14 protein-coding genes are annotated in these 23,532 nt (G+C 65.2%); 7 read left to right on the top strand and 7 right to left on the bottom strand.

Features of this window, described 5'->3' with window-relative positions; all coding sequences use genetic code 11:
- Positions 1-15 precede the first annotated feature (15 nt).
- Complete coding sequence (locus ACSHWB_RS26200) at positions 16-2,910, top strand: helicase-related protein (RefSeq protein WP_439655924.1); 2,895 nt, start codon at positions 16-18, stop codon at positions 2,908-2,910.
- Entirely contained in the window at positions 2,910-7,052 is a 4,143-nt protein-coding gene (locus ACSHWB_RS26205) for an Eco57I restriction-modification methylase domain-containing protein (protein ID WP_439655925.1), read from the top strand. Before ACSHWB_RS26200 ends, ACSHWB_RS26205 begins: the two co-directional genes overlap by 1 nt.
- A 72-nt stretch (positions 7,053-7,124) precedes the next feature.
- Here the strand turns inward: ACSHWB_RS26205 and ACSHWB_RS26210 are convergent, their stop codons facing one another.
- On the bottom strand, positions 7,125-7,319 hold the full coding sequence (locus ACSHWB_RS26210) for a DUF397 domain-containing protein (RefSeq protein WP_439655926.1): 195 nt from the start codon (positions 7,317-7,319) through the stop codon (positions 7,125-7,127).
- Positions 7,316-8,191 (bottom strand): helix-turn-helix domain-containing protein, encoded by an 876-nt coding sequence (locus ACSHWB_RS26215; protein WP_439655927.1) that lies wholly within the window; start codon positions 8,189-8,191, stop codon positions 7,316-7,318. Before ACSHWB_RS26215 ends, ACSHWB_RS26210 begins: the two co-directional genes overlap by 4 nt.
- Before the next feature lie 387 nt (positions 8,192-8,578).
- Here ACSHWB_RS26215 and ACSHWB_RS26220 point away from each other — a divergent pair, with 387 nt between their 5' ends.
- Genes ACSHWB_RS26220 through ACSHWB_RS26230 form a run of 3 tightly spaced genes read left to right on the top strand, consistent with a single transcriptional unit; the run spans position 8,579 to position 9,727 of the window.
- A complete protein-coding gene (locus tag ACSHWB_RS26220; protein WP_439655928.1) occupies positions 8,579-8,995 on the top strand; it encodes a hypothetical protein in 417 nt (138 codons plus the stop codon).
- The gene (locus tag ACSHWB_RS26225; RefSeq protein WP_439655929.1) at positions 8,992-9,240 is read left to right on the top strand and encodes a hypothetical protein; all 249 of its coding nucleotides are present in this window, start codon (positions 8,992-8,994) and stop codon (positions 9,238-9,240) included. The genes ACSHWB_RS26220 and ACSHWB_RS26225 overlap by 4 nt, the downstream gene beginning before the upstream one ends.
- Before the next feature lie 16 nt (positions 9,241-9,256).
- The gene (locus tag ACSHWB_RS26230; RefSeq protein ID WP_439655930.1) at positions 9,257-9,727 is read left to right on the top strand and encodes a hypothetical protein; all 471 of its coding nucleotides are present in this window, start codon (positions 9,257-9,259) and stop codon (positions 9,725-9,727) included.
- Here the strand turns inward: ACSHWB_RS26230 and ACSHWB_RS26235 are convergent, their stop codons facing one another.
- The 4 genes from ACSHWB_RS26235 to ACSHWB_RS26250 are packed head-to-tail and all read right to left on the bottom strand — an operon-like array spanning position 9,728 to position 18,664.
- Entirely contained in the window at positions 9,728-12,472 is a 2,745-nt protein-coding gene (locus ACSHWB_RS26235; protein WP_439655931.1) for a pPIWI_RE module domain-containing protein, read from the bottom strand. It abuts the gene before it with no gap.
- Between the two features lie 13 nt (positions 12,473-12,485).
- On the bottom strand, positions 12,486-15,917 hold the full coding sequence (locus ACSHWB_RS26240) for a hypothetical protein (RefSeq protein ID WP_439655932.1): 3,432 nt from the start codon (positions 15,915-15,917) through the stop codon (positions 12,486-12,488).
- Positions 15,910-17,046: a hypothetical protein gene (locus ACSHWB_RS26245; protein ID WP_439655933.1), complete on the bottom strand. Its 1,137-nt coding sequence runs from the start codon at positions 17,044-17,046 to the stop codon at positions 15,910-15,912. The genes ACSHWB_RS26240 and ACSHWB_RS26245 overlap by 8 nt, the downstream gene beginning before the upstream one ends.
- A complete protein-coding gene (locus tag ACSHWB_RS26250; protein WP_439655934.1) occupies positions 17,036-18,664 on the bottom strand; it encodes a PD-(D/E)XK nuclease family protein in 1,629 nt (542 codons plus the stop codon). Before ACSHWB_RS26250 ends, ACSHWB_RS26245 begins: the two co-directional genes overlap by 11 nt.
- Before the next feature lie 214 nt (positions 18,665-18,878).
- On the opposite strand from ACSHWB_RS26250, the gene ACSHWB_RS26255 reads away from it, so the two are divergent.
- Both ACSHWB_RS26255 and ACSHWB_RS26260 read left to right on the top strand, forming a co-directional pair.
- Positions 18,879-20,996 (top strand): N-6 DNA methylase, encoded by a 2,118-nt coding sequence (locus tag ACSHWB_RS26255; protein WP_439655935.1) that lies wholly within the window; start codon positions 18,879-18,881, stop codon positions 20,994-20,996.
- 156 nt (positions 20,997-21,152) lie between these two features.
- A complete protein-coding gene (locus ACSHWB_RS26260; RefSeq protein ID WP_439655936.1) occupies positions 21,153-22,541 on the top strand; it encodes a hypothetical protein in 1,389 nt (462 codons plus the stop codon).
- On the opposite strand, the gene ACSHWB_RS26265 is transcribed toward ACSHWB_RS26260, so the two are convergent.
- Positions 22,532-23,392: a hypothetical protein gene (locus tag ACSHWB_RS26265; protein ID WP_439655937.1), complete on the bottom strand. Its 861-nt coding sequence runs from the start codon at positions 23,390-23,392 to the stop codon at positions 22,532-22,534. The two genes, ACSHWB_RS26260 and ACSHWB_RS26265, sit on opposite strands and share 10 nt — an antisense overlap.
- Between the last annotated feature and the right edge of the window lie 140 nt (positions 23,393-23,532).

Raw genomic sequence — 23,532 nt, forward strand, 5'->3', positions numbered from 1 at the left:
GAGACGATGACTTCGATGACGATCGGCTTCACCGCGGGTGCACTGGTGTCCGCCCGCGGGCGCGACTGGGTGGTCCTGCCGGAAAGCGCAAGCGACATGCTCGTGTTGCGCCCGCTGGGCGGCGCCGACGATGACGTCGCAGCGGTGTTTCCGGCGTTCGAGGACGTTCGCAGCACCCAGTTCCCGCCGCCGTCAGTGAATGATCTGGGCGACGCACTCGCTGCGGGGCTGCTCCGCTCCGCACTGCGCATCGGGTTCCGCGCCGGTGCTGGACCGTTCCGTGCGCTCGCGGGCATTGCCGTCGAGCCCAGGGCGTACCAACTCGTGCCGCTGATGATGGCGCTGCGCCAGCGCACAGTCCGGATGCTTCTCTCGGACGACGTCGGCATCGGCAAGACGATCGAGGCGGGGCTCATCGCCAGCGAGCTCCTTGCACAGGGAAGCGCACAGAAGCTGGCCGTGCTGTGCTCTCCAGCGCTCGCCGAACAGTGGCAGGACGAGCTGCGCACCAAGTTCGGCATCGACGCGGAGCTGGTGCTGGCATCCACTGTCGCCAGGCTGGAACGTGGGCTCGACCTGGGACAGTCCCTTTTCGACAAGCATCCGCACGTGGTCGTCTCCACCGACTTCATCAAGTCCACCCGGCATCGTGACGACTTCGTGCGGCACTGCCCGGATCTCGTGATCGTGGACGAGGCTCACACCTGTGTCGCGGTCGACGAGCGCACCTCCGTCCAGAACCAGCTGCGTTACGAGCTGCTTCAGCGCGTCGCGGCGGACGCCGACCGTCATCTGATCCTGGTGACGGCGACTCCGCACAGCGGCAAGGAAAGCGCGTTCCGCAACCTGCTCGGCCTGGTCCGGCCGGAGCTCGCCACCGTGAACCTCGACTCGGACGCGGGCAGGAAGCTGCTCGCCGCGCACTTCGTGCATCGCAAGCGGGCCGACGTGCGCGAGTTCCTGACGAAGAAGGATGGTCTGTCCGACGACAGCCTCCGCGAGGACACCGAGTTCCCGGTCGACCGGAAGTTCGCCGACGAGACCTACAAGCTCTCGCCCGCGTACCGGGCACTGCTGGAGGACTCCATCGCCTACGCGGGCGAGCGCGTGTCGAACGCGCGAGATCGCGGCAAGCGTGAGGCACGTATCGCTTGGTGGTCGGCGATCGCGTTGCTGCGGTCGCTGGTTTCCTCACCGCGAGCGGCCGCGCAAACCTTGCGCACGCGTTCCGCGGCGGCCATCGCCAGCACCGTGGAAGAGGCGGACAGGCTCGGCGCTCCGTTGACCAGTGACGCCTCCGACAGCGATGCGATGGAAGGTCTCGATGTCGCGCCTGGCGCGGAGATCGAGGACGCGGGAGCCAGGCTCGCCGAACTGGCCGACCGGGCAGAGCAGCTGGAAGGTCCGGCAGAGGACAAGAAACTGGCGAGCCTGGTCAAGCATCTCAAGGTGCTGCTCGGCGAGGGGTACCACCCGATTGTCTTCTGCCGCTACATCCCGACAGCCGAGTACGTCGCCGAACACCTGGACGGCAAGCTCGGCAAGAAGACGGTCGTCCGTGCCGTCACGGGCACGCTCTCTCCGCAACAACGCCTGCAACGCATCGAGGAACTGGCGGAGGAAGCCGGCGACGACCCGGCGGCCCGCCGGGTGTTGATCGCCACCGACTGCCTTTCCGAGGGTGTGAACCTCCAGCACCACTTCGACGCGGTGGTCCACTACGACCTCGCCTGGAACCCCACGCGGCACGACCAGCGCGAAGGCCGGGTTGACCGCTTCGGCCAGAAGCGTGACATCGTCAAGGTCCTCACGTTGTACGGCAGCGACAACGGCATCGACGGCAAGGTGCTCGAAGTCCTCATCGCGAAACACCGGCAGATCTGGAAGGACCTGGGCATCTCGGTTTCGGTGCCCGACGCCGCGTCCTCAGGTGTCACAGACGCGATCGTCGAATGGCTGTTGATGCGTAACCGTCAGCCTGAACAGGTGGGCCTGTTCGAGCCCGAGGACTTCAAAAGCGCAGCTGCCGAGGTCGAGACGGAGTGGAACTCCGCGGCCGAGCGAGAGAAGGCCTCGCGCTCCCGGTTCGCCCAGCGCGCCATTCACATCGACGAGGTTGCCCGCGAGGTGACTGCGATCCGCGACACCCTGGGGCGCGCGGGCGAGGTCCGTGGTTTCGCGCGGCAGGCACTGGCCGGGCTCGAAGCTGTGCTCCGTGACGATGCCGAGGGCTTCACGGCCGACCTGAGCGGTACGCCGGCCGGACTCCGTGACGTCCTGGCCCCGGTTGTCGGCGGTGACGCGGTAGAACATCGCCGCCCTGTGCCGTTCCGGGCAACGGCCGCGGTCGCGCGTGGTGAAGCGGCTCTGGTTCGTACCGACCCTGTGGTTGGTGCCCTCGCGGGGTATGTGCTCAACGCCGCCCTCGACGCCAAGATCGACGGCCCTAGGCCGGCTCGCCGCTGCGGTGTCATCCGCACCAGTGGTGTCGAGACCAGGACGACGCTGCTGTTGGTTCGCTACCGCTTTCACCTCACGCTGCCGTCACGGCTGGGGGAACGTCAGCTGGTCGCCGAGGATGCCCGGCTGGTCGCGTTCCAAGGCTCACCGCTCAACGCCACCTGGCTTGCCGCGGAGGACGCGTTGCAACTACCGGAATTGACAGCTGACGAGAACACCAACCCGGCCTTCGGTGAGCGCACCATGAACCGTGTCCTGGACGATCTTTCCGCGACCGAAGGCCATCTGAACGCCTACGGGCAAGAGTTGGCCGCTGAACTTCTTGCCTCGCACCGGCGGGTCCGCAGTGCTTCCGGCGAGATCGTCCGTGGTCTGAGCGTCACCGCACAGGACCACGCCGACATTCTCGGCATCTACGTCTACCTGCCCGTCGCGGGAGGAGCTGCCTGATGTCCGCCATCGCCCGAAACCAGATCTTCTCCGCGACCCACACCGTCGGCGGACTACTGCCTGCCGACATGCTTGTCCGCATCTCGGAAGGCAAGGACGTCAAGGGTTCCCTGCCGGCCGACTACCGCGTCATCGGCTCGCGTTCGGTACGTGATGACGCGGAACGCCGTTGGGATTACCTGAAGGCGGTCTGGAGCGAGCTCCGGGAGCAGCTTCCTCGTGCTCCGGAGCCCGAAACTCCCGCAGATCCCACCGGAGTGGCGATCACGCAGTGGCTGGAACCGCTCTTCGCGGAACTGGGATTCGGCGAACTGACCGCGCTCGGCACCTCGGGCATCGTCTCCGACGACGGCAGCAAGACCTTCGCGATCAGTCACCGCTGGAATCACGTTCCCGTACATCTGGCGGCTTGGAACACCTTGCTGGACAAGCGGCCGGGCGGCGCGGGCACCGTCCCGCCGCAGTCGCTCGTCCAGGAGTGCCTGAACCGCGCCGATGCCCACCTCTGGGGTGTCGTCAGCAACGGCCGCCAGTTGCGGCTGCTGCGTGACTCCAACGCGCTGGCTACTGCTTCCTACGTCGAGTTCGATCTGGAAGCGATCTTCGACGGCGAGTTGTTCAGCGAGTTCGTCCTGCTGTACCGGCTGCTGCACGTCACCCGCTTCAAAATCGACGAAGGTGACGCGCCGTCGGCATGCTGGCTGGAGAAGTGGCGTGTGGACGCTATCGACTCCGGGGTGCGGGCGCTGCATCACCAACGGAACGGCGTCAAGAACGCGATCACCAAGCTGGGTACGGGTTTCCTCAAGCACCCGGACAACGGCGAGCTTCGCAGGAATCTGGACGTCCAGGCGTTTCACGGGTCACTGTTGCGGTTGGTCTATCGCTTGATCTTCCTCTTCGTCGCCGAGGAACGGGACGTTCTCCACCCTGTAGACGCGTCGGCGGAGGCTCGTCGGCGCTACGCGAACTACTTCTCGTCGGCTCGCTTGCGGCAGCAGGCAAACCGTCGCCGGGGTACCTCCCACAGCGACCTCTATCAGGCGTTGCGCATCGTCCTCGGTGCGCTGGGAGACGAGAACGGTCGACCGGAGCTGGGGTTGCCAGGTCTCGGTGGCCTTTTCGACGACACGGACGCCGACGCTCCGTTGCGGGGTCTGTCGCTGGCGAACGCTGATCTGCTGGACGCCGTGCGTGATCTGTCCCGCGTTCGTGATGGAGACTCGGGCCGGTGGCGCCGGGTGGACTATCGCCACATGGGAGCGGAGGAGCTCGGCTCCATCTATGAGTCCCTGCTGGAGCTCGTGCCCAAGCACAGCGCCGTGGACCGAGCCTTTGAGCTGATTGATCGGCTTGGTAACGACCGAAAGAAGACCGGCTCGTACTACACGCCAAGTTCGTTGATCGAGACTTTGCTCGACTCCACTCTGGACCCTGTCATCGACGATGCACAGAAACGTGGTGAGCAAAAGGCTTCGGCCGCTGGTGAACCTGATCCGGCTGATTCCATCGTTGCCGAGCTGTTGGCGCTGACCGTATGCGATCCGGCTTGTGGTTCCGGCCACTTCCTCGTCGCGGCCGCGCGGCGCATTGCCAAGCGGGTTGCTGCCGTACGGGAGAAGAACCCAGAGCCCACCGCTGATGCGGTGAGCCACGCGCTGCGCGAAGTGGCTGCTCGCTGCCTGTACGGCGTCGATCTCAACCCTATGGCCGTCGAGCTTGCCAAGGTCTCATTGTGGCTGGAGGCCATCGAACGCGGCAAGCCCCTCGGCTTCCTGGACGCGCACATCAAGCATGGCAACGGCCTGATCGGCGCCACACCAGCACTGATGCGAGACGGCATCCCGAACAAGGCGTTCAAGCCTGTTGAGGGCGACGATGAGAAGTATGCGAAGACGCTGGGTAACCAGAACGACGAGGAGCGGAAGGGGCAGGACAGTCTCTTCGATCTTGTCGCGGAGCCGAAGGTGGTCAACGCGTCGTTCGCCGCAGGCCTCCAGCGCATCATTGAGGCCTCGTCCGAAACGCTCGCAGAAGTGCATCGGCAAGAAGCCGACTATCGAGACTGGGAAAACTCCGCTGAATACCTGAACGCTCGGCACGTGGCGGATGCCTGGTGTGCGGCGTTCATGTGGCACAAGACGAAGGATGCGCCGACTGCGATCACGCACGACGTGTTCCTGAAACTTCAGGATCCGACCGCGACGGCCGCCTCGCAGGAGACCCACGACGAAATCGCCCGGCTTCGAGACGAGTATCGGTTCTTCCACTGGCACCTGGCCTTTCCCGACATCTTCACCGTGCCTGATGGCGTGTCGGGAGTGGACTCAGCCACCGGTTGGGCGGGAGGTTTCTCCTGCGTGCTGGGCAACCCGCCGTGGGACAAGCTCGACTTCGAGGACAAGAAGTACTTCGATGTGGTCGAGCCTTCGATCGCGGCGATCTCCGGCACAGCCCGGCGCACCCGCATCGCGGAGTGGAGCAAGGAGAACCCGGAAGCCGGAGAGCGCTACCGAGCGGCGCGGCGCAGGGTGAAGTCGACCTTCCTCTTCGCAGGAAGTTCCGGCGCTTTCCCGCTCTGCGGCAAGGGACTGACGGTCAAGGGAGTCAACTCACTCCAGACGGACCAGCTCTTCGCTGAGCGGTTCACGGCGATCGTCGCACCTACCGGTCGTGTTGGGTGCATCATCCCTACAGCCATCGCGACTGGAGCCGGGGGGCAGTACCTGTTCGGCGACTTCACCCGTCGTGGCGCCACTAGCCTTCTCTACGACTTCGAGAACCGCAAGCCGTTGTTCATAGGAGTGGATTCAAGGTACAGGTTCTGCCTGCTTTCCCTCGTTGGGACGGGGTTGCGTGAGCCGGCGGCAGCCTTCGCCTTCTATCTCACAGACACCGTCGATCTCGACGATGTTGATCGCGTCTTCGCGCTCGCTCCTGAGGAGATCGCGTTTATCAGTCCGAACACGCTTACTCTTCCGATATTTCGGAGCCGCAGAGACGCCGACCTTACTGCGGCGATCTATCGTTTGATTCCAGTGCTTTGGGACGAGGCGAAGAGCGATGGAAACCCCTGGCGTATTGTGTTCAAACGTCTCTTTGACATGACGGACGACTCTGACCTTTTCCGCTCGCGTCGGCAGCTGGAATCGGAAGGATGGACTCTTGAAGGCAATGTCTTCGTCAAGGATGGTCGGCGAATGTTGCCGCTGTATGAGGCGAAGATGGTCAACTTCTTTAACCATCGCGCCGCAGATGTGATCAAGAGCGAAACAGCCGTGATGCGTCAGAATCAACCTCGATATCTCGGTCGGCATGAACTTCAAGATCCCAGGCGATTTGCGCTCCCTCTAAATTGGATCGCCGAGGATGGATTGATTCCGGCTCATCGAAAGGGTAGGGAGGTGGGTGTGCCAGGGGTGAATCTGCGACTTGCTGAAGTGAAATGGAATCAGGAGTGGCTTTGTGGATGGTGTGACGTGACCTCGTCAACCAATGAGCGTACTGCTGTTCCCGCCTTCATTCCTCGTGTGGCGGTGGGGCATAAGTTCCCTTTGATGTTGCCGCGAGTAGCTCCCGCTCTTGTCGCCTCGCTTGTTGCGACGCAGAGTTCGTTGGTTTTTGACTTCGTAAGTCGCCAGAAGCTCGGTGGGCTCAGTATGGGTCTTTTTGTCTGGAAACAGCTTCCGGTTCCTGCGCCTGATATGCTAAAGGTGCACGCGAGATTTATCGTCCCGCGTGTTCTTGAACTCGTGTACACCGCATTCGACATGGCAGGGCTTGCGCGTGACCTGGAGGACTCCGGGCCGCCGTTCCAGTGGGGCGAGGAACGCCGTGCGCGGATCCGTGCCGAGCTGGACGCCTTCTTCTTCCACCTCTATGGCATAGACCGTCCCGATGTTGACTACATCCTGGAGACCTTCCAGTCTGACTCCGGCGGTGGCCTCAAGAACAACGAGATCGCGAAGTACGGCACCTACCGCACCAAGGATCTTGTGCTTGAGGAGTACGACCGCATGGCGGTCGCCGGCGTCGGTCTCGACGTCCCGCTCATCGACGGCGAGAACTACACGTCGACGCTCGTTCCGCCGCCCGGTCATGGCCCCCGTCACCCTGTTGTGAGCAGCGGCCCGGAGCGATGACGCTGGAACTGAGTTTCGGGCGATGACAGTGGCCCCGGCCAGACGTCTGGCCGGGGCGCTGCGTATGTCGTGTCAGCGTGACGAGGTGAACTGGGCCGTCTTCGCTGCGGCGACCAGGGCGAGGATCGAGGCCCGGCCTTGGAACAGCAGTACGGGGCCTGCTGCGTTCTTGCTGTCGCGTACGCCGCATGACGTGGTGTCGTACCCGAGTTCGACGCACGCGCCGTTCCCCTCACTGCGGGAAGGCTTGCGCCAGTTAGTGATCATTTCTCAGACTCCAACCTGTGGACGATGGCGCCAATGAGCCGCCGTGAATCGTCTGCATCGAGTGCCAGGTGATGCAGATGTCCCATGATGGTCCCGCACTGCTCGATGGCCGCAGGTGTGTCGTAGTAGTACGCGGAGAGAGGGGTCTCGGTGTAGCCGACTCGCCAGTCGTCCGTGAACCGCAGCATGCTGAGCGGACGCCGCCCCGTCGGGCTGAGGTCATGCGACTGGGGAACAACCCGGATCCTGATGTTGCGACGGCGTTCGAGGGTGAGCAGGTGGCGTAGCTGACCGAGCATCACGTCGGTGTCACCAGTTCGCCGGTTGAGTACCGCTTCCTCGACGAACATCGTCAATGTCAGAGGTGTCGGCTTGCGGTTGAGCAGTATGTCCTGGCGCTCCATACGCAGGTCCAGTGCCTTGTCAGGCTCAAACCCCGGCGTCAGGGTGGCGGAGTATTCGACGAGCACGCGAGCGTAAGCGGGTGTCTGGAGCAGACCGTTGATCACGTTCGGCTCGTACGCGTCGAGGCTTGCCGCATAGTGCTCCAGCGCGAAGTACAGTGGCACGTCGTTGATCATTGGACCGATGACGTGTTTGCCGCCCGGCTTGCTCGATCGGGCGATCTCCAGCACCTCGGAGAGGATCGGGATCCGGTCGGCGACGCCGAAGTAGCGCAGCAATTGCTCGAGTTTGTCCTGGTCCGGGCGGCGTTGGTTGCGCTGATCGCTCTCGAACTGTGCGTAGTGAGGCTGGCTCAGGCCGACTGCTGCGCCCGCTTCCTTCTGCGACTTGTTCGCCAGCAGCCGGCAGTGAATGAGCTGGTAGCGGATCAGCTCACGCGCGACTTCGCGGCTGAGGAACGCTTCCACGTCGCCGTCCTCTCAAGGTTCGGAACACCGTCGGTAGTGGAGATCATCCCAGGCTCACCCGATGTGGCCATTGCTTGCTTATGTTATGAGCGCTTATGTTATGGACAACGGCGCGTCGATGCTAACTCTCCGATTGCAACTGGGGCGTCGTAGACCAGGGCTTTTGGTGCTCGGACCTCCTCGTGGAGTGCCGCTGCCTCGGTCGATCCATGCAGCGGCCCCGGTCGTTGACCCCGACCGCGGCCGGGGCCTGCTGCTCCAGCCGCACCACGTGGAGACGCCGATGTCCTCCAATAGCAGCTCCAGCCGTCCGCGACAGCGTGCGCGCGTCGTGGGGGTGTCCCGGTGAGCGTGGCATCGCCAGTTCGCGACCGGGCGAGGCAGGTCGTGCCAAGTCAGCCAGAGCCTCGCCGTGCGGCGCGCCCGCTGTGGACGGACTCGGAGGAGTACTGGGCGACCCACGACTTCGGTCGCCACGGGCGTCCCAGGCCTGGTACTCGCCTGATCATCACCGCTGGCCCGCAGTGTGGTCACAGCGGCGCGAGGGGCGGCACTGTGCTGCCGTACGACGGCAGGTGGCACGACACCTCGTTCCCGGTCGACCTGCACAACGGGATCGCGCTCAACTTCGGCACGCGGCCCGCGCGCAACCGGGCCGACAACGACGTTCCCGGCGAGTATGAGCTGGTCGGCACGGAACTGGAGGACGGCTTCGATCTGTGCGGCATGCAGACGGACGGCAACGGCGGCACTGAGAACGTCACCCTGCGCGCGAAGATCAGGTATCCACGGGCGTCGTCATGACGTTGCCGGCCCGTCACCAGCACGGGTTGGTCTGGTACGTCGACCAGGCCGCCGCTGGCTACTTCCAGCGGATCATCCACACCCTCGACTACAGCTCGCTCGCGGTCTGCGTGCCACCCGTCGTTGTGGTCTTCGCGGCCTGCGGCGCCGCTGCCATCCCACTCCCGGAGGACTCGCCGCCGCTGACGGGATGGCGGTACTGCACCAGCCCGTTGTGCTGGCAACAGCGGACCGTCGAGAAGTAGGTTCCCTTTGCGGCGTATGGGATACGCCAGTGCGACGTTGTGCGCGCTGTGCGGTGAGCTCGGCTGGGAGAACAAGAGGCACGCCATGGGCGAGCTGCATCGGGTGGGGCGGCGCGCACTTACCGCGTTGGCGATCCGCCGCTGCGACGTCGGGCTGTGGCACCTGGAGGTGCCGTCGATGTGGAAGGCCGGCAGACCGGCCGAGCTGTGGCTGCCCCAGCCGCCGAGACGACCGCCGCACGTCGATGCGCCGGACCGGCAGTCCTATCTGGACGAGGTAGCGGTGGTCGTGCTCCACGCGATCCGCGATCAAGGGGCTGGTCTGCCGATGCCGTCGCTGACAGTGATCTGCGACCGCTACCGGACAAGTAGGGCCTGGACATGGCGGCTGCGCCGTGCCCTCACCGAGCTGGGATGGTTGCGGCAGGCTGGACACGTCTACGTCACCCGTGTTCCAGACCTGCCTCAACCATCCATAGAGGACTGATCACTCGGCGGTGTCGTCCCAGTCCAGCTCCAGCTGCTCCGGGGTGTCGCCGATCGTGGCGGCACCTGGTTCGGCCTGTTCCGGGTCCTCGTGCGGGAGCGCGTAGGTGTGGGTGAGCGATGCGAGGTGGAGTACCAGTGGAAGGCCGAGCGCGTCGGTGTAATCGTCGGCGAAGCGTTGCTGGTGCAGGAACATCGCCCACTGCTCGGCTTCATCACCCGGTTGCAGGGCGACCATCGCCAGTTCCAGTAGCTCGGGGTTCCACGCCGGCTTGTTGGGCCTGCGCTGGGACGGTCCGTCGCCGTTGCGGTGTTCGGTGAACTTGCTGACGTCACGGCCAACCTTGTGCTGGCTCGCCTTGTCACTGGTGCTGTAGAACACCCGCCCCTGTTCGTCCTCAGGGGCCCACAGCCCCTTCGAGATACCAGCGCTGTTCCCATCTGGCGCCCACCACTGCGGAGTCTCGTTGCGGGCGCTGCCCGCGATCCGCACGATCCGCAGCTGCCTGCCCTGCGACGCGAGTCGTTGCAACGGTCCCTTGCCTAGACGGATCTTGTCCGGGACCAGACCGCTGTTCGTCAGCCACGGCCACCGTTCCCTGGTGTTCTGCGCGTGTGAGAGTACGAGCGTAGGTTCACCGCGCAGCTTGTACAGCGTTTGTTGGATGAACTGCGCCGTGACCTCCTCCTGCCGATCCCGGGAGTTGAGGTCGTCGGGCCGGATCTGGCCGGTGAGGTTCTTGAGTAGTTCCGGGTAGGGAACCCACTCCTGCATCTGCGGCGTCCGGCCCATGACGCAGCTTTGGCCGCTGCGAACGAGCACCGCGATCGGCGTGAACTGAGAGTGCTGATTGTCACCACTGACACGTCGCTTGACGAGCCAGAACGCCACCTGGTTGAGGTCGGCGGGAATATGTTCACCCACCGAGTGTTCGGGGAGGAACCGCATACCCAACTGCCTCAGGCCGTCAGCCCACGCCGCTGCCGCGCGGTGTGGTGCGCTGTCATCGTCCTCTTCGGACTTCGAGGTGCCGGGCACTTCCAGGAACTGACTGACCAGGCCGGCGTCGACACAGCCGAGCCTGATGGCGTACTTGGGATCGGCCGTCCGCTTGAAGGCCTTGCGTCCCTCCAGCTCGATGAACGCGACCGGCGCCGGGCCGGTGGCGTCGCGCATCCAGTCGCGAACCGTGTGGTGCACCGCCGTGCGGCGCTCCAGGATGGCAGCGTCCCAGTCCTTGCCGCGGCGGGGTGCCGTAGTTCCACCAAGGCGGTCGCCCAGTGCACCGAGTGCGCGGACATGAAGACGCACGGTGAGTTCGGGGTGTTCCCAGCTCCACACGTGCGGCCCCGCCTGCGTGCGGTGTTCCGCGAGCCCGAGACTTGTTTCCGCTGCCTGGATGAGATGGTCGCGCATGATGTCGCTCTGGTTGAGCAGGACCGCGTTCAGACCACCCTGCCCCACAGCGGAGGCGACCAGTTCACGTCGCTTGGCAGCGTTCTCCTTGGCGATCTCGGTGTTTCGCAGCGCGACCTCGGCTGCTTCCTCTGCTGTCGCGTCCTTCTTCAGCGCGGCGTTGTCCTGGAGCAGCTTGTGCGGAACCTGCGGCTGGAGGCGGCTCCTGCGAAGTTCTGGACTGGCTGCGAACTCCGGTTCCAGCGCCTGTGCAGCCCACTCGGTGAGCCTGCGCCGTTCGCTCGGCATGATCCCGGACCGCACGCCGTGCGTGGTCATCATGGTGTGGTGCAACACGGCCGCAGTGACGCCGTCTCGCCCGTCCAGCCAGGTCTCGGGCCCCTTCACCATCAGCTCCGCCGACGGGAGGTTGGTGAGTGCCGACACGCGAAGAAGCAGTCCCTCCGGGCCGCCCTGCAGCCACTCGTTGCCGCCGGTCTTGGGGTTCCACCCCAGCCGTCCCACCGCGAAGCGTTCGGGTGAGGGGCCATCGGGCACGAAGCTCTCGTCGGCGAGCATGTAGACGGAGACGCTGCCCCGTGCCGGCATCCAGACCTTGTCGCGCACCCACCGGCGGACACCGGTGCTGATGTTGATGCGGGGTACGGGCGAGAACGGCACGGTGCGCAGGGAGAGCCGGATGTACGCGGAGTACTTCCAGTGCTTGCTCTTCTCGCCTCGCCCGGAGGCATAGTCGAGCGGGGGCCACGACACGAGCTCGGCACCTGCCGCACCCGCGGGCTGGGCGATCTGCCGGAAGGTGAGCTTCTCACCGAAGTGCTCATACGGGGCGAGTCGAGCGATCCTGGCGGCGAAGGTCTCGGGCAGGAGCTGCCACAGGTGCGAGGCTGGCTTGATGGTGCCCCCGTCGGACACCGTGTGCTCGAGCATGTCGACGCTGAGCAGGTCCCACTCCAGCGAGCCGATTTTCAGCTCACGCGCGGTTTCCTTGACGAGCGAGTGTGCTTCCGGACTCGGGTGCAGATCACGCAACCATGCATGGATGAAGTTCATCATCACCGCAGGCGGGTAGGGATTGCTCGTGTACAACCAGGGCTGGGCGTCGTCGAGCGGTGCCTTCTTGGCAACGGAGATGAGGTCGGGGGCGACGGCGGCGATGACCTGGTTGAGCCTGCCGATCGGTACCTGCTTCGCCCGCGGGTACCTGTTCCGGTACAGGCCCAGGATCGGTTCTCGCCAGGAGCGCGGGAACGACAACGCGTAATGGGTCGAGTAGAACTGGTCAGTGGCCGGGAGGAACGCCGCCGGCTGAATGTTGTTGTACGCCATGACACTGGGCCTTTCAGTCCATCTCGACGAGCGCGCGGTGTAGCGGCTCGTAGAGGGCGGCGACGAGTGACTTATCGATGTCACTCACGGAATCGGAGTCGCTGAAGTACGGGGCGAGCAGCTCCCGCATGCTCGCGAGCAAGCTGCTCGCCGGGGTGTCGGTCGCGTTGAGGCCTGCCTCGCGAGGGGAGAAGGCGGCGTCGACGAAGACCACCCGTGCGGGCACACCGCCGCGCACCAAGCGGCCGATGACCTGCCACATCACCACCAGCTGGTCCCAGGTGAAGGCGACCTTCTCGTCCTCGGGCAGGCTGGTCCACGACAGGCGCCGGGTCAGGAACCGGTTCCACTTCCCGCGGGCGGCGCGACGGAAGGCCAACGCGGCCAGGTCCGGGGTGCCGGCGGCGAGCGCTGCCTGGTGGAACTCCCGTCCCGGTCCGCGCACCTGCCGTACCGCCCAGTCGTTGATCGCCTGGATGGCCAGGGAGATGTCGTCGGGACGTGGATGTGGCCGGGCGAGGAAGTACACGGTGCCGATGGCCGCCTTGCCGCCGGGGACCACGATGTTGTGCCCGCGTTCGACAGCCAGCAGCGGCGCGACGAGGATTTCGCCGCCTGTGCGGGCGAAGGTCGCGACGTCCCCGCGCCGAAGCGGCCTCACATCCGTATTGCGGGGCAATGCGGTCCACGCGGAGTCGACGTCCGCGTCATCGGAGACGAGCAGGGTCACTCGCCCGCTCCACTCAGAGAGCGAGTTGAGGTACTGCGCAGCCCGCTTGGCCTCCTCGTAGCTGCCGACGAGAAGCAGGACCCGGCGCCGGTCGGGATCGTCGATCTCGGCGAGCTCCAGCTCAAGCGCGCTGCGTGATCCCGGCAGGCTGCGATCCGGCTCGGCGAGCTGGTGCAACATCTGGATCAGCGCTCGAGGGCGCTTGTCGGGGTCGCAGCCGGACAGCCGGACGGGGTTCGTGCTGTCCGGCCAGTACAGGAACTCCTTGCGGAACTGGGTTCGCAGGATGGCGTCGACCTCTTCGTCGTGAGGGCGTAGTACGGCTCCGACCTCCGCGTGAACGTGATAGCGGCTGGATGTCCCAGCCCAGCTGGTGGCCGACATCAGCAGCACGTGTGGTCCTGGCCTGCCATCGACCGCGGTCATGTGCGGTAGATCAAGCAGCAGTTCCCGGCCGACACCACTGCACCGGAAGAAACGAAGCTCGCCGCTCTGCTCGCCGTCCTTGCGGCGTTCGTCGAGCTGGAACTGGAAGCCGAGAACGTTGCCCATCGGGGACTCGGGAATCACCGGTTCGAAGTCGCGTGGTGGACGTCGGGACAGCACGTTCGAGGTCGAGTCGAGGTTGAGCGCTGCCTCGACGCGTTGCCACAGGTCCGTCATGAAGTTCAGCCGGTGATGCAACGCCGCCAGTACGAGAGTGAGTTCGAAGCGTGGTGCGTGCACATCGAGCTCCGCCGCGATGGCCGGATCGTTTGCGACGAGGTCCAGCAGAACAGATCGCACCCGAGTCCGTGGGCCTGATCCATGTGGTGCGTGCAGCAGACCGAGCGTGAGGTCGACCAGTTCGTTCACCAACTCGTTGTCCGGAGGCGTTTGGCGCTGCAACGGGTCGTCGCGGAAACGGTCGAGGATCCGGTCGATGCGGTCCCGTGCCGCGGTGCGGTCCGCGGTCGTGGCACCGTCCGGGGTGGGGCTTGGGTTCGTCTCCCGCAGGTCCGGAAACCATGTGTTGATCAGCCACTGGTGCAGGGTGAGCGCGCTGAAGTAGTCCTGGGTGATCCAGGAACGCAGCGCCGCGTCCTGGATCAGCAGGGCGTACAGGCGGTCGGTGGCGGCGGTGACCGTGTTGACGGCGTTCGTCCAGTCGTCGACGTCCTGCGCGGAGAGCTGCAGCCGTCCCTGCCTGGCCAGTTCGGTCAGCTTGTGGCCGGCGACCTCGTCCAGCCACGAGTTCGGGGAGCGCCCGACGAGTGTGGTCGCCGGGGCGAAGGCGGTGTCGAGCTGCATCTGCACCCGGTCGGCCTCGTCCACCACCACCAGGTCACTCATCCGGCAGGCGAGTTCCAGGTAGCGCAACTTTTGCTCGTGCAGTGGTTGCGGGATCGCCGTATGTACGAGGCTCGCCGGGGTCGCCACCCACACCTGAGCGTCAACGAGTTCTCTTGCTCCATGATGACGTGGGCAGCGAGTCCACAATGGACATATGTGCCGCTTCGGCCGTTCCGCGGGAACGCGTTCCGGTTGTTGCTCTTCGGTGAGCAGTGAAGCCGGTGACGGTGTCGCAGGTTTGGCAACCGGGTACAGGCTGATACACGGCGCCTGACCGATCCGCAGGGCCTTGTCGGCGTCGAGACCGCGTAGCGCGTCCAGCGGGCAGGCGCTGTTGACCTGCCTGAAGCCTGGGTGGTCGTGGGTCAGCATGGTCGGCTCGCCTGCGGTGGTCACCCGCCGGTGCAGTCGCTGGATGTGCCGTTCCAAAGTGGATCGCCCGAGCACGGGTGCGGCTCGCACCCCCAGCCGGTCGAAGAGATTGACGACGTTCAGCGTCTCGGCGACGTCGCCGACCACGATGGTGATGCGCAACTGTTTGGTGGTGGCCGCCCAGAACGCGAGGATGTCGCGGAGCGTGCTCTTTCCGGCCCCGACCATGCCCACTAGGTTGAGGAGGCCATCGATGCGCAACAGTCCACTTTGGTCGAACTTCGACCGCTCGTTGTCTCGCACCAGCAGACTCACCCGTGCGAGCCGGGCGGCCCAGTGGTTCGGCTTGGTGTAGTCGAGTCCGGCCTCGATCTGGTCCATGCGTTCGGCGGCCTGCTCAAGTTCGGTCCAGGTGACCTCGATGGGCTTGCCTTTGCCAGTGGGCAAAGAATCCAGGTCGTGGGCCCGTGGCGCGGGAGCGGGGAACAGGTCACTGGTGAAGGTCACCGCATGCCGCCGGTCGCGGACCGGGAACCAGTATTCGCCCTGGCCTGCCACAGGAAGCTTCTGTCGCGCGAACGATGGCGGACTGCTCAGGAGCCGTTCGTAGCGGTCGAATCGTCGCGGTGCCCGAGACGGCACCCGTCGCACCGGAACGTCATCGGCTGACGTGAGGTCGTAGCCGCGCAGTGCTTGTGGCACACGGAGGTAGGAACTGATGGCGAGCAGCCACTCTCGGCGTCGTCGCAGCGGGAGCAGGTAGTGGCGGCCACGTCGGAGGCGCAGACGCTGTGCGTCCGTGCGGACATCGCCGAACGCCTCGCCGTACGGATAACCCCCGAAGAGCGTCCACGCATCCGCTGCTGTGCGCATCGGCATCGTGGTTTCGAGCAGGTACAGGCCAAGCTCGACGTCCAGCAGATCCGGCGGACGGAAGGACGTCAGGTCGCCGGGCCATGCGTCCCTGAGCTCTGACGCCAAGGCGCTGTGCCAGCCACTGCGGTCACGCATCCTTGGCTCCCTTCGTGATTCGGCGCAACAGGGCCTTCGCTTCTCGAACAAGTTCGCGGTCCGTCAGTAGCGACACGCGACCTGACGACTCCCCTGGAAGGTGCTGGAGGAACACCTCCCGGTATCCGTCGCGTTCGGCGAAGCGGTAGTGCGGAACCACCAGCAGACCTCGGTCGTATGGAGGGGTAGGCCGTAGTGGCGTCGTGGACCGGCCGAGTAGCGCGGGGTTGGCGCGGTCTTTCACGTCGATCGCCCACACGCGCCCGTCCGGGAAACGCAGACCCAGGTCGTAGGCGTCGAAGTTCGGCCACATCTCGGGCGTCAGTCCCAGCGCACGCAGCTCGATCTCCAGCTCGGTTTCGGCGAGTCCCGGTCCGGTGATGAACGTCCGCAGCGGTCTGCTGAGCTGATAGACGCCACCACCTGCGACCGGGTCGACAACACTGGCGATCCGGACCGGTCGGCGACGGCACCGATCGAGCTGGCAGACGTACCGGTCAGGACCGACCGGCATGAGCAGGCAGTTGCAGCCGGCGCACACGGAGACCTTGCCGTCACGGACATACGCGGCGGTGATGGGTGCGTACGACCGCTTGATCGTGTCGTGAAGCAGGCCGAGATCGAGGTCGGCCCCGAGCAACGCGAGCTCGGTCGACGTCAGCGTCGGCCGTTCGATCAACAGCCTGCGGAACGCGGTGTACGCCTCTGGCGCCTGTGCGGCCCGGCACAGCGTGAGCACCTCGCACATCATGTCGTTCTCGAAACGCTCGGCCGCGGGGTCGGGTGCGGAGACAGCCCACTCCAGGCACTCCTGGGTCGGGCTGCCGGTTTCCGCGTCCACCAGCAGGCGCTCTCCCGCGTCCAGGTCCGCCGGTAGCGTGAAGGGCCACTGGGAGAGAGGGCGTTCGGCGCCCCAGCGCGCCAGCTCCGGGACGCTGCTCGGCGGTGGGACCCCGCGCCGAACGCAGTGCAGCACCACGTGGTTGTACGCGTTCTGCACTGCGTCCGGGTACACGGGATCGCCAGCTGTGCGCAGCTGCGACAGCCTGACGAACGCTGTGGCGAGAAGCCGCACCAGCGGCTCACCGTCGAAATAGGACAGTCCGGTCGTGGGCGTGTCACCGGCCACGGTGACCGCCGATCGCGCTGGAACACCACTGCGAAACCGGGCACGTGCCACACACCCTGCCGGTCGGCCGGGCGGTGAAGATCTCGTCGCTGCGCCACGGCTCGGCGAGGTCGTGCAGCACCTGACGTGCCTTGGCGACCCGCTCCGGTTCGTGGAACGGTTCGATGCACTCGAGGTTCGCGCTGCCGGGCCGCAAGGTCTCCAGCTCGACACGCGCTCCGGTCGGTTCTCCTCCCAGGTGGCCGTCCGCCAGCAGCACGATGGCCAGCGCCAGCTGAGGGTGGGCGTCGAGCGGATCGTCGTGGTAGCGGTCCTCGCGCTGGGTCGTCTTGGTCTCCCGCCACACGACGGCACCGTTGTCACGGAAGAGCACGTCGGGTTTGGCGATGACGACGACATTCGCAGCCGTGTCGTGAAAGGCCAGCTCTGGTTCAAACGACACATCGGTGATCGGCCCCGCGTTGTAGGGGCAGACGTCCAGGTGTCGCCCGAGCATCTGGGAACCGATGCCGGCCCATTCCCCGGTCATGACGTTGGGAGCTGTTCCCCAGGACTGATGCGCCATCGGCATGTCGTAGGCGTTGCACTCCCCGGCGCGGAGACGGTGGTTGGTCTCCAGCCACAGGTGCACCGCCTTGCCGAGCTGGGCTTCAAGGCTGTACTCGCCGGTCCGAGGCAGGCGGCTGGTGTAGGCGAAGGCCATCGCGGGGCAGTCGCGGTAGTAGCGGAGGTCGCTCATCGACACCTTCCGCAGCGGCCAGGGCGAACGCCGCGCGGGGACACCGAGGAGGCCAGGAGCCTTGGCCAACGCGCCGCACGAGGTCAAGAGCTTGCACTTCAGGCACGAGGCTCCAGGACGGGGACGTCCGCCCCGGACCAGACTCGTGATTCGGGGTGCCGCGTCTTCGGAGAAGCGTGCGCGTGCTTCCTCCGGGGTGCCCTCGAACAGCACCTTGTACGAGCCGTCCACCAAGCCGACCTCGGCGACGCGAACCCAGTTCACGGTCTCCGCGCCGAGCAACTTGTAGGGCAGGTTGTTCCACTCCGGCCGCTCTGCTGGTTCTCCGGATGCCGCGACGTGAGCGGCATGCGCGATCTGAGCCTCCGGACGTTCTCGTTCCCCGGCGCGACCGAGTGTCAGGAAGCGGAACTCGCGGAGTCCTGCGGACGGGTTGTGGTAGCGGCGCCCCCAGGAGGTGAATTCCCAGGGACGGTTGTCCTTCGTGGCGCGAACTGCCCATTCGGGTCCGCACGGAACGACCGCGGGCGCGTCGTGCGGGCGTTCGTTGCCCAGGTACGACCGCACCGCGCCTCGGACGAAGCTCCGCTGCATTTCATGGAGCGGGGGTGCGCACCGTTCGACGTCCTGGAGTGCGGTCTCGAACGAGACTCCCTTGAACTCGATCATGTCGAGCACCTTCTGGACCCGTGCGAGCGGGAAGTCCTCGAGACGGGCCCTGGGGTGCCGAGGGCGGACCTTCGTCGAGACGGCAGGCCGTGTCTTGACGGCGGTGTAGGCCGGGCAGGTCCCCTCCGCCTGCCCGGCCAGCGAGGCGCTGATGCGCAGCGGCCAAGGGTTGCCCTTCAGTCCGGCCGGCATCGGCCAGGAGTCGGTCACGAGGCTCTCCCAGTCTTGATCCGCACTGTCTGCGACTCCCTGTATCGGAGGGAGCGTGTGAACTGTAACAGAGAAGTCTGTGAATAGTGCCAACCATGGACTGTGAGTAGAGGTAGGTCGATCCTGTTATGGTGGCCGTACGACGTGATTGATAAGGTGTTTTCGCACGTAGAAGACAGGTGAGGGGTGTGGCATGACGGCCGGACGAGTGGAGGTGACCGCTGCGGACATCGCCCGCATCGCCGATGTGAAGCCGACCGCTGTGAGCAACTGGCGCAAGCGGCACGGTGACTTCCCGGAACCGGTCGGCGGCACGGATCGCAGTCCGCGCTTCGATCTCGCTGAGGTCGAGTCGTGGCTTACGAAGCAGGGGAAGACCAGCTCCGTCACCCCCGCGGAGAAGCTGTGGCAGGCATTCGAGTCCGCGCGTGACGTCATGGCTGGCGAAGCCGCCTTGGCGCTCGCGGGACTTCTGCTGTTTCACCTGCGGCAGCATCCCGCCCAGGAGATTCCGCACGACAAGTCCGGGTTCACCCAGCTCATGGCACGGGCGGAACACACCTTCACCGAGGCACCTGGTGCCGCCGCGGGGGGACCGGGCGAGCTACTCCTGTCACTTCAGTACGACCTGGGGGTACGACACCTCAGTCTGCTCGCTTCGACGGCGGAGGCCGCGAAGGCGGATGGTGCCACGGCCACGTTCCATCAACTCTGCGACCGCTTCCTCGGCCAAGGGTCTCGAACCGGGTTCGCCGCGACTCCCCGCGAACTCGCTGATCTCATGATGACCTTGGCGGGAGACATCTCTGGCACGGTGGTCGATCCGGCCTGCGGGAGTGGCACGTTCCTGCTCTCCGCTGCCGAACACGGGTGTCGCCGGGTGCAAGGACAGGACGTGAACCCCGCTATTGCCATGGTTGCCGCGGTTCGTCTGGCGTTCCGCAACGTGGACTCGCCCGGTCGCCCGGTCGCCTTTGACATTCACTCGCAGAACTCGTTGGTACATCCGGTTTTCCGGCGCGGACGAGCTGCTGCTGTCCTCGGGCACCCTCCGTTCGCCGAGCGCAACTGGTCGTACGAGGAACTTGAAGACGGACCTGACTGGGAGTACGGGTTCCCGCCGCGGATGGAGTCCGAACTCGCCTGGGTGCAGCGAGCGCTGGCGTACGCGGCTCCAGGTTCGCGCGTCGTTCTGCTTCTTCCTCCAGGCGTGGCCGTCCGCCGCTCAGGTCGACGAATCCGGGATGCGCTGGTGAAACGGGGTGCGCTCAGAGCGGTGATCTCACTCCCGCCAGGGTTCGCCGCGCACTACGCGCTGTCCCTCCAGATCTGGCTGCTGGAGCGTCCGATGGCCGGTGCGTCGGTGCCTGACCAGCTGCTGCTTGTCGACACGAGCGAGGTCGCGCGTGATCATCGCGCCGAGCCTGGGCAGGCTGAGCAGATCCGCGCACTGGTCACCGGTATCTGGTCGGACTTCACCTCGGCGCCAGACAAGTTCGCCGAGCGACCGGGTGTCGCCAAGGCCGTGCCCGTCATGTCGATTCTGGACGAGGAGACCGACCCGACCCCGCGCCGTTACCTGCCGTTGCCGGTGCGCAGCGCCACGTCGACAACCTCGCTGAACTCGACACGCGCGGCCTTCGAGGATGCGCTTCGTGTCCTTCAACAAGCGGTTCCGTCCATGCCAGAGCTTCCCGCCCCAGGGGCGAAGGGACAGCGGACCGTAACCCTGAACGAGTTGGCGAAGTCTGGTGTCGTCCTGCTTCGTCGTCCACTGTCGACCAGCACGCTGTTGAGCACCGCAGGCACGGCCCGCTACCTCACCAGCAGCGACATCTCGCTTGGTCGTGCTCCGTCGCGAACCGGGACCATGCCCGACGACATTCTCGAGAACCCACCGATCCGAGAAGGTGACGTTCTCGTACCGACATTCGCGAGGACGCCGATCGCGCGAGTAGCCACAGAAGCCGACGCTGGGGCATATCTCGATGTCGGCATTCACCTGATTCGCACGGAGACCGACATCCTGAATCCCTGGTACCTGGCTGGCTACCTGTCCAGTACCGAAGGCGGGCGTCAGGCCGTGGCTTCGACGAGTTCGACGGGTTCCGGCGGCCGCATCGACCCCCGCAAGGTTCGGATTCTCCTCTTGCCGGTTGAACAACAAGAGAAGTACGGCGCCGCGTTCCGCCGACTCGCGGAGTTCACGAGGTCCTTGCGTGCGGCGCACGATCTGGGATGCGACCTGGCACGCAACTCCGCGGACGCGGTCGCCGCGGCGTTGAGCGCGGTAGCTGCTGAGGCGCCGGCCCCGGCCTCGTCAGGTGTGTGAGATCCGTTCTCGATGCTACGTCGAATAGCGCGCTGTGAACGGGGGCGCTCGAAGCACGACATCGAGATCAGGCGGTCAGCACCTGTAGCGCGTCGTGAGAGCTCGCGGCAATTCAGGACAATGCGACTGCGGAGATCAAGCTCGAGGAGGTGGCTCTTGCGACGTTGGGATCCTCTGACCGAGCGGCAGCTCGATGCTCTCCGGCGTGTTGGAAACCCCGACGATGAAGTCAGCGCCAGCGACTCGAGCCTGGCCCGGACGATCTATGCGCTACGGGACAGGGGACTGGTGACCACGCCACGGGTCGACGGCGTGTGGACCGCCCAGATCACCGACGCGGGACGTTTCTACCTGGAACACGGTCATCACCCGGATCGACCCGGTCGTAGCAGTGATGTCAAGACGAAGCCTGTGCGATCGCGTCCTGCGGACCAACCACAGAAGCCGGTTCGTCCGCAGGCGAAGGCTGTCGAAATCTCAGTCGAGGAGCTCCTGTCCCGCCTTCACAAGGACAGCCGCCTGCACATCGTCAAGCCCGACCGCGACACCCGCGCCGCGTTGAGACGAGCGATTCACGCCGCCAAGCAGTCTGACTTGGTGCCGACCGGGATGCATCTGCGGCACCACGGCAGAGACGACGGTGACCTGATCATCGAGCTCGTCGAAGGACAGCACCCCGACGCCAAGTACTGGAAGGACAGGCTGCGGGTCGAGGTCGTCGACTCTCTCGATCAACCACACCAGGTTGTCGCGCGACTCCAGCGCAAACCGGAACACCTGCACGTGTCCAAGGAAAGCCTCGATCGCGCCCTGCGGATCATCCAGTCACTCATCGCGGAGTGGACCAGGCGCGGCCACGACGCTGATCTGGGTGACGGCGAGTCCGGATTTGTGATGTTGATTCGCGAGTCGCAGTTCACCCTTACGATGGACGAAGAATACAAGCTTGTCGATCACCTGCCGAGTCCGGAAGAGCTTGCGCAGAACAAGACCTACTCCTGGCAGCGCGTACAGCCAGAGAAGAGATGGGCGGGAACCGGACGACTGAGCCTCGAGCTTCCGCACGACTACTCCTACAACGGCCGTCGGCGTCGTTGGGGCGACCGAGAGCGCTGGTCGCTGGAGGACAAGCTCAGCGACATCCTGTCCGAGCTGGAAGGACGAGCTCAGTTCGACGACGAGCGTCGCATTGCCCTCGCCAACGACAAGGTCCGCCGACAGCAGCAGTGGGAATCCGCGATGGTTCAGGCCAGGGCCCGATTCGTCGAGGACTTCAAGATCAAGGCCATTGCCGAACAAGTCGACCTGTGGGACCGGGCAGCGAAGATCCGTGCGTACTGCACTTCTTTAGAGGACTCACGCGCCGCTGAAGGCAAAATGCAGGATGAACTTGCCGAATGGATTCTGTGGGCCAAGAGCTACGCTGATCGAATTGATCCCACCTGTGAAGGCCTGCGGCTTCCGGAAATTCCCGATCCCCGGCCGCAGGACTTGAAACCCTACCTCGGTCGCTGGAGCCCGTACGGTCCAGACCGTCAGTGGTGATCACGTCGACGGCTGTGACGCAAGGTTTCGATGGGGAAGCCCAGCTCCCTCTCCAGTCCGTCGGCTGTTGCGCGATCCCACTTGCCGAGTTCCGTGATCGCTCGTTCGACAAGCTTGCCAAGCCGGAACACCTCAGCACGTAGTGCGACAAGCTCGGTGAGTCGTTCCGCTGCCTCGTGGCCGCACCAGCCTCGGACCAGCTGCCGCGCAGGCGCGTACATCTTGTCCACCTCGATACAGATCTCCGGCTCGATATAGCCGTCGTCTCGACTGCTGCGGTAGTAGCTGCCGTGGATCGCTTCCTGACGAGCCTTCGTCTCGGCCTCTTCGACCTCCGTCAGCACTTCGTCGGCGAAGACTGAAGCCGCCTGCTTGGCGACTACCAGCGTGGTGGCGAATGGGACCACCCATGTCCCGTCGTCGTTCTCGAAAGCGGTGGGATCGGATGTCAGTTCGGTCGGATCCAAACCCAGAACTCGTGATAGTTCGGCTACGTCATTGATGAAAAGAATCCCGTTGTCGCGGTTGTAGCCGGTCGAGATGCAGTCCAGTGGCAGGTTCTCCACCTCGAGGACCATCTCCGCAGCGCGCAGCTCGGGATCCTCACGGTTGCGCCACGACGCGTCCCGGATGGCTGTCCACCGTTGATCGTTTGCTACCCATTCATCGACCTTGTCCCATGTGGTCTTCAGCCGAGCGGGTGACACCCACTCCTCACGACCTTCGAACCGGTCCTCCATGAACCTGATGAGGACCCGTGGTGGCCGGTTCGTGCCGACGCGCATGATCCGTACCTTGGTCACCTCGTCCAGTTGCCTGGCGCGGTACGCCCACTCCTCACCGATGTCCACCTGCCAGCTCCTCCTTCCAGGTGCGGGTCCATGCTCGCGGTCATCTCGCATGATTGCGCAAGATCGTTGTGTTGAGCGGGCGCCTTGGCCGTCACCGGCCAAGTTCCGCCCATCGGCGGCACCACCGCACCCGAAGGATG

This window comes from Lentzea sp. HUAS TT2 (assembly GCF_051853195.1).
Taxonomy (GTDB): Bacteria; Actinomycetota; Actinomycetes; order Mycobacteriales; family Pseudonocardiaceae; genus Lentzea.